The organism is Eubacterium sp. 3_1_31, assembly GCF_964249515.1.
Taxonomy (GTDB): domain Bacteria; phylum Bacillota_I; class Bacilli_A; order Erysipelotrichales; family Erysipelotrichaceae; genus Longicatena; species Longicatena caecimuris.
Map to the genome: position 1 here is coordinate 26,430 of NZ_CAXUBY010000032.1, position 6,517 is coordinate 32,946.

The window sequence follows — 6,517 nt, forward strand, 5'->3', positions numbered from 1 at the left end:
ATCTAATAAACACATTCGATTCCGAAGTATCGGGATCTTTATTGCATTAATCTTAGAAGGTATAAACTTGGCAAGGCAATTGCTAAACAAGAAAGTATAGATTTTTTTCATAAACGTATGCTGTACCACCTGAATGTGCAAATATTTGCTTAAGGTAGTTGCAATCTTATAAAAATAGTGTACTATTACAAAAGGTGATAAAAAATGAAATATATCAATGGAAAAGAATTACTCATGTTTCTAGAACCTCCGATTACAAGACTATCCGTATTTGAGGCAGAAACTGTCGATGCAGCGCTCATCATGTGTGCGGAAGCATTCAAAAAATTAGAAACCGAATTTCAGGTGACAATTGACTTTGCGACCTTCAAATACCAACTGTTAAAAACGATGGGAGAATTTTTACGTGCCTGTCGTGAAAACGAACATGAATGTTTACAGCAGCCAAGAGCACACATTGCCCAAGAACGCTATGAAGCTTTAGCAATTGATATAGCGCAATGGCCTAAGCACTTACAAAAAAATAATGCAGAAAACTTCTTTATCATAGAATATTGTTTGTGTTATGCCAATATTTTAAGCCGCTATCTTATGGACAGTGGTTTACCAAAAGAATTTAGCTGTCGCTTAGCCAATGATGCGGCAATCAAACTGGCACAGTGGTGTGATGAGAATTGTGTCAAGAAGTGTGCATATGAATGTATACGACGCAGCTCTTCAAACGGATATTGTACCTTATGCAGCTTTATGATCCAACCAATGGCTTGCCCTAAGAAACAGGAAATTCCATATGCTCGCTTACAGTTGGAAGAGGATGATTTACAATGCATGCGTCCAGAAAATTTAACGTTAGGATCCTGAATTAGGATCTTTTTTTATTACATTAGGAAGTATACGGTAAGGGAAAGAATGCGAGAATGGAAAGGGGTCAAACTTGTCAAGCCAGATAAAAGCAGTTTATCGGAATGGTTATTTTTTAAGATTTCTTTTGTATTTCAAAATTGACAAATACACAAAAATGACATACGCTAAAATTATATAAACAAGACAGAGGGAAAGCGATTATGAAAAAAACAACAGAAATTTTACAAGAAGTGAATAAGGTCATGATTGGAAAAAAACAAGAAGTCGAAAAAGTTATGATGGTGATTTTAGCTAAGGGACATATTCTTTTGGAAGATATTCCCGGTGTCGGAAAGACAACATTGGCGATGGCATTTGCCAAAGCTATGCAGCTTAACAGCAAGCGTATGCAATTTACCGTGGATGTTTTGCCAAGCGATGTGGTTGGCTATAGTGTAATTGATCCATCTAGTGGAGAAGTTCGTCTGCATGAGGGCGCTGTTTTTTGCAACATCTTTTTAGCTGATGAAATTAATCGAACGTCAAGTAAGACACAGGCGGCCTTACTAGAAGTCATGGAAGAAAAACAAATTACCATAGATGGATATACACAAACGGCGCCACAGCCATTCATGGTCATCGCTACACAAAACCCATACGGTTCTGCCGGTACACAGCTTTTACCAGAAAGCCAGTTGGATCGTTTCATGATACGTATGAGCATCGGCTATCCAAGTGCACAGGATGAGGTTGAAATGTTAAAGCGAAAACAGGCTAAAAAGCAATATCAGATACAACCAGTTGCCAGTGTAGAGGATGTCATCGAAATGCAAAACGCATGCGATGCCATCTTTGTACATGAGGATATTTATCAATATATCGTTGATCTGGTGAATGCTACTCGTCATCATGAGCGAATTTATCAAGGGGCAAGTCCACGTGCCAGTATTGCCTTAACGGCTATGGCCAAAGCACATGCCTATTTAGCCGATCGTGATTATGTCATACCGGAAGATGTCACTCAAGTCTTCCACGATGTTCTTGCACATCGTATAGTAATGAAAAACGATATTGTTAAGGATCATCGCACGACTGCTGCTGTTTTACAAAACCTTTTAGATGAGATTGAAAAACCGCAGCTGAGGAAAGCATAATGCTTCGCGCCTGGTGCCGCTATCTGCTTTTGTTGGCAGTGTGTGCACTGCTCTACATCTTTTTAGGCGGCTATTTATTTCTGATAATTTTGACAGGTGTTATTGCGCTGCCCTTGATTAGTTTATTTGCCATGCTGATTTCATCAAATCATTTACAAGTAGACTTTCAACGCCGTAAAGAGGGCAGTTACTTTTATTGCGCCAGTGGGAAATGGTTCCCGCTTGCTCAACTCAAAATCAACATCCAACAAGAGAATATCTTTTTGGATGAGCAAACCCAAGATAATCTGACCTTATTTACAAGTGATACCATCGTGTATGTTCCTATGATTGCCCATGAGGCAACGATGGGAAAAATTCGCTTATGCTTTGATGGTTTTGTACTACAGGATATGCTAGGATTATTTCAACGCCATTACCACAGCCATCAAAAGCGTACTTATTATTTATATCCTCATGCAACTGGGGCCACTATATCATCACAAATTCATGATATCTTACAAGATCAGGAACATGTATATGAAGGTCATATCCAACACGGTGGCATCTTAGAAGATACACATGAAGTGAAAGAATACCAGCCTGGTGATGATTTGCGCCATATTCATCATAAATTAAGCTACAAATTAGCGAAGACAATGATACGTACTTTTGCCTCTTACCAACAGGAACAACTGCTTGTATATTTAGATTTGCATGGAAGTGTTGAGGAATGCGAGCAGGTTTTGGGACACTTTTATGCCTGTGCTATAGAATGGATACAGCGTTCTATGAGTGCCATTGTCTGTTGGAATTCTAAAGATGGCAATTTGGAACAGGAGGTCTATGATAAAGCGAGCTTAAAACGTTGTTTACAGGCAATTCTCGCACATCCCAAAGCGGAAGAAGAGGACAATGTTCTTTACCGTTCACAGCTGGGGACACACGTATGCATACGCTCTAGCGGGATAGAAACATCTATGGATGAGAAAGGAAGTGATGTGCATGCATAAGACATTCTCACTTACCGATCGCTTTCTTTTCGTCTTAACAAGTTATCTTCCTTTCCTTATCTTCCTATGGGTTTTTCAAATGCTGAATGGTGTCGTACTATGTACGACCTTTATCGCAACACTGCTTTTTCTATTCTTACAAACGACAAAACTGAAAAAATGGGTAATACCTATTTATGGTGCTTTGATAATGCTTTTACTTTTAAGTCTGATCATTAACTTTCGTGATACCATTAATGCCATATATAATCAAATCACATCTGTGTATGCTCATTCTTCCAACTATACGTTTCAAGTTTATGAAGTGACACTATCACAACAAGAGCTTCCTTTCTTATTTTCACGAGTTTGGATAGCGTTGTATCTGATGATCATGTTACTGGAATACCTTTTTATCATTCGCTGGAAACGTCATTTCCCAGCCTTTGCCATCAGCTTTCTGCTATATTTTCCAACGATGCTGTATAGTGTCAAACAGCCATGGCTGCTTACCTGTTTGCTTTTGATGGATTGGTTTACTTTATTGTTTCTTTCTTATATCAGAAGACATAGTACACGTTCATGGCATTATGGCAAGCTGTTTGGCTATGTTTTGCTTTGCTTCTCTCTTATATTTGGTACGCTTTTTATCCTATTACCAGAAAAGGAGTATGAAGTCTCTTCCACTAGCAGTCATATGCGTCAAAAACTGTTACAGACAATTGAGCAGTTCACTTATAATTTGCGTTATGGCTCAGAAAGCATAGGTGAAATTGACTTAGGAAGAGCGGGGAATCGTTCTTATACTGGTGCTATCCAAATGGAACTTACTTATCCTAAGGCATCTCGCTTATATTTAAAAACCTATAGCGGTGCTATTTATGATGGACATACATGGAAATCCCTTGCGCATAAACAATATCGTCAATATCCCAATATTGATTGGACAACAATTCGTTTTTGGATGAATCAGGCGGCATTACCGAAAAATATTCATGCGAATCCATTGATGATCAAAGATATGCGCGCCAATACACAATATGCCATTGTGCCATATTATCTTAAGCACATCAATCAGGATATGAATATTTATTATGATGGCTATGCAGCATGGAGCAATTCAACAAAGGATGCTGTTACTTATGAAATCTGGGATGATGAACAAAAAATATTGCATGTACCACAGGGAACATCCTATAAGGAATATGTGGATTTTATTAAGGAGCAGTATTTACAGCTACCTAAAGATATAAAAGAAAAATTTAATACGGTAGAAGACTTACAAGATAACTTCCATCGTTTTGCGTCTACGGAAGAAATTATTGACTATGTAAAAGGCTATTTGTATGCTCATACCCGCTATACACTTTATCCGGGATCGCCTGACCTTTCCAAGGATTTTGTTTCCTATTTCTTATGGGAAAATCAGGAAGGGTATTGTGTTCATTATGCATCCTCTGCTGTATTGTTATTACGCTATTATGGCGTCCCAGCCCGTTATGTAGAAGGGTATCGTGTGGATAGCAATGCTTATGATCATGAAGGACATGCACAGGTCAAAGATTCTGATGCACATGCCTGGGTGGAAATTTTTGATGAAACCTATGGATGGATGCCTGTGGAAGTAACGCCGGCAGCAGATAACGATTCTACCATACAAAAAAGCGAACAGCCTCTCACGCAAACAACGCCATCAGAAATTACCCCCGGTCTTGAAAATAAGGAAGAGCCGAAACCAATCCAACAGCCTACGCAACACTTAATGGAAGAAAATGGCACGACAACAACGTCTGCCTCTTCCTCGCTGCCTTCTTTCTTGTTACCAGTTCTCGTTGTGCTTATCTTACCCTTATTCATTTATGCACAGGCAAGCCTAAGAAGAAAGTATCGCCGGAAACAGTTGGAAAGCATGAAACAACGACAAAAGCTGTTAACGCTTTATGGCTGGTTAGAAGATTTATTCCCATATGGAGCGAAGATTGATCAAGAAACATTACAACTTGTGGAAAAAGCACGCTTTTCGCAGCATGAGATTACGAAAGAGGATGTACAACAACTGCAATCGCAATGGCAAACGCAGCGAGCTCATGTTCTTACAACATTGTCATGGCAAAAGAAGCTTCGCTTTTGGATATGGGATGCGCTATAAAACAACATAACAATCATTTTGAAAAGGAATATGCACCTTGCTAGGATATTCCTTTTTTTCATTCACAATAAAAAAACAGCGATTGAAATGTCTTTCCATTGAATAACAAATGAAAATTCACTTCAAAAGCTGCTTTTAACAAAGTTTTGCTTGGGCTTTTGCTTCAAACTTTTCTTTCATCACCACAAAACGTTCATGGCTTGCTTTACCGATGATATCCTTTTCATCTTGGGCGATGATCGAAAAGGTGACTTTCTTACGATCAACCGCGATAATTTCAGCGCTTATCCGAACCTTCATACCTGCTGGTGTGGCAGCATCGTGTGTCGTATGCATCAAGACACCAACACTGGTTTCTCCTTCTTCTAAGAAAGGCTGTAGACATTGCACTGCCGCATGCTCCATCGCCGCAATCATCATTGGTGTTGCATATACAGAAACAATGCCGCTGCCCACATTGCAAGCAAGCTTAGCTTCATCTACGATTACTTCTTCTTGACACTTTGCATGTAATTGAACTTCTTTCATCTTTTATCTCCTCTTACGACAGGTTTCCTGCCCATTTTTGCAGCATTATTATAGCATAATCTTCTTTTTCATATCCATACTAGAATTGAAAAAGGAGGAAATCTTGCATGTATTTGTATGATAATCAATTACCTATGGAAATAAACAATATTACCCCAGATCCTAAGCTTTATGAATATATGGATCATGAATGTGGCGGATGTGAAAAAGGCTTACAACTTGCTATATTATATTTGCGTCAAAGCTTCATGATACACAATCCCACATTTCATGAATTATTTCGCCGTATTGCTGCCCGTCGCTTAAGTGATATGGAAGTTTTAGCCGAGCTATTGCACCATCTGCATGGGGAAGATGATCGCTATTATGATGAATCCAATGACGATACCCCGGTCTTTGCATTTATTCCACCCTGTGATCAGCCAACGCATAAGGAAATAAAACAACATCATGTAAATAATGATCTAAGCGCTGCCTTACTATGTGATATCGAAGAAGAACAAGCCTATCAAACATATTATGAACAAGTATTAACCAAAACAAAGGATGAAGAGACAAAAAAGGTCTTGACATATTTATCTGAGAGCAGTGCCCATGTATTGCAGCATTTAAGAACAACACTGGACATTTTAACTACACATGACGAATTAAAAGACTTTGGAGAAGGGGATATGCATAATGCATGGGATTTAGATACGTCCAATTATTTTGATAAACCGAATCCATATTTCTTCAATCCAAACGACAAATTGAATAGCTGATAGAAGAACGGTCACATTTGTAAGAGATGCGACCCTTTTTGTGCGACAGGCAGTCGCTATAATTCAACCATGTACAGGCATGGTTGAATTTTCTTTCTTATTAAGGATTGT

Annotated in this window: 6 protein-coding genes; 5 read left to right on the forward strand and 1 reads right to left on the reverse strand. The window is 38.7% G+C overall.

Annotated features, from left to right (window positions below):
- The first annotated feature begins 204 nt into the window (after positions 1-204).
- From ACESSZ_RS12000 to ACESSZ_RS12015, 4 genes are all read left to right on the forward strand, one after another.
- A complete protein-coding gene (locus tag ACESSZ_RS12000) occupies positions 205-861 on the forward strand; it encodes a hypothetical protein (protein WP_008689962.1) in 657 nt (218 codons plus the stop codon).
- 203 nt (positions 862-1,064) lie between these two features.
- A complete protein-coding gene (locus ACESSZ_RS12005; protein WP_008689960.1) occupies positions 1,065-1,997 on the forward strand; it encodes an AAA family ATPase in 933 nt (310 codons plus the stop codon).
- Positions 1,997-2,989 (forward strand): DUF58 domain-containing protein, encoded by a 993-nt coding sequence (locus tag ACESSZ_RS12010; protein WP_008689958.1) that lies wholly within the window; start codon positions 1,997-1,999, stop codon positions 2,987-2,989. Before ACESSZ_RS12005 ends, ACESSZ_RS12010 begins: the two co-directional genes overlap by 1 nt.
- Positions 2,982-5,117, forward strand: coding sequence for a transglutaminase-like domain-containing protein (locus tag ACESSZ_RS12015; RefSeq protein ID WP_008689957.1), 2,136 nt, complete (start codon positions 2,982-2,984; stop codon positions 5,115-5,117). The genes ACESSZ_RS12010 and ACESSZ_RS12015 overlap by 8 nt, the downstream gene beginning before the upstream one ends.
- A gap of 135 nt (positions 5,118-5,252) precedes the next feature.
- Here the strand turns inward: ACESSZ_RS12015 and ACESSZ_RS12020 are convergent, their stop codons facing one another.
- Positions 5,253-5,645 carry a thioesterase family protein gene (locus ACESSZ_RS12020; protein WP_008689956.1) on the reverse strand — a complete coding sequence of 131 codons (393 nt, stop codon included), beginning with the start codon at positions 5,643-5,645 and terminating at the stop codon, positions 5,253-5,255.
- Positions 5,646-5,752: 107 nt separating this feature from the next.
- On the opposite strand from ACESSZ_RS12020, the gene ACESSZ_RS12025 reads away from it, so the two are divergent.
- Positions 5,753-6,406 carry a ferritin family protein gene (locus ACESSZ_RS12025; protein WP_008689955.1) on the forward strand — a complete coding sequence of 218 codons (654 nt, stop codon included), beginning with the start codon at positions 5,753-5,755 and terminating at the stop codon, positions 6,404-6,406.
- The last annotated feature ends 111 nt before the right edge of the window (positions 6,407-6,517 follow it).